At 71.9% G+C, this 335-nt stretch carries 1 protein-coding gene; it reads right to left on the bottom strand.

The window, feature by feature from the left end; genetic code table 11:
* On the bottom strand, positions 1-335 hold a 335-nt coding region (locus EN818_RS31390), incomplete at both ends, for a sigma factor-like helix-turn-helix DNA-binding protein (protein WP_281039969.1).

The raw sequence follows: 335 nt of genomic DNA, 5'->3' as shown, positions 1-335 counted from the left end.
CATGACGGCAGCATGGCCGAAGACCGGCGCGACAGCCGCCGGGCGCTTGCCGCCGCCATCGGCGTGAGCGGTGACGTCGGCGCTCAGCATTGCGCCGAGCGCTTTCATGTCGCCGCTGCGTGACGCGTTGAAGAAGGCCTCGGCGATCTCAAGGCCGCGCTCCTTCTCGATCTTGAAGCGCGGCCGCGCCTCGCGGACATGGCTGCGGGCGCGGGCGGCGAGTTGGCGGCAGGCGGCCGGGTCGCGCTCGATCTCCTCGGCGACCTCCTCGAACTGCAGCCCGAACACGTCGTGCAGCAGGAAGGCCGCCCGCTCGAGCGGCGACAGGCGCTCCA

Source organism: Mesorhizobium sp. M3A.F.Ca.ET.175.01.1.1 (assembly GCF_004791945.1).
GTDB lineage: Bacteria > Pseudomonadota > Alphaproteobacteria > Rhizobiales > Rhizobiaceae > Mesorhizobium.
Note: the sequence above shows the minus strand (reverse complement) of the source record. Positions and strands in the feature narration are given on the sequence as shown.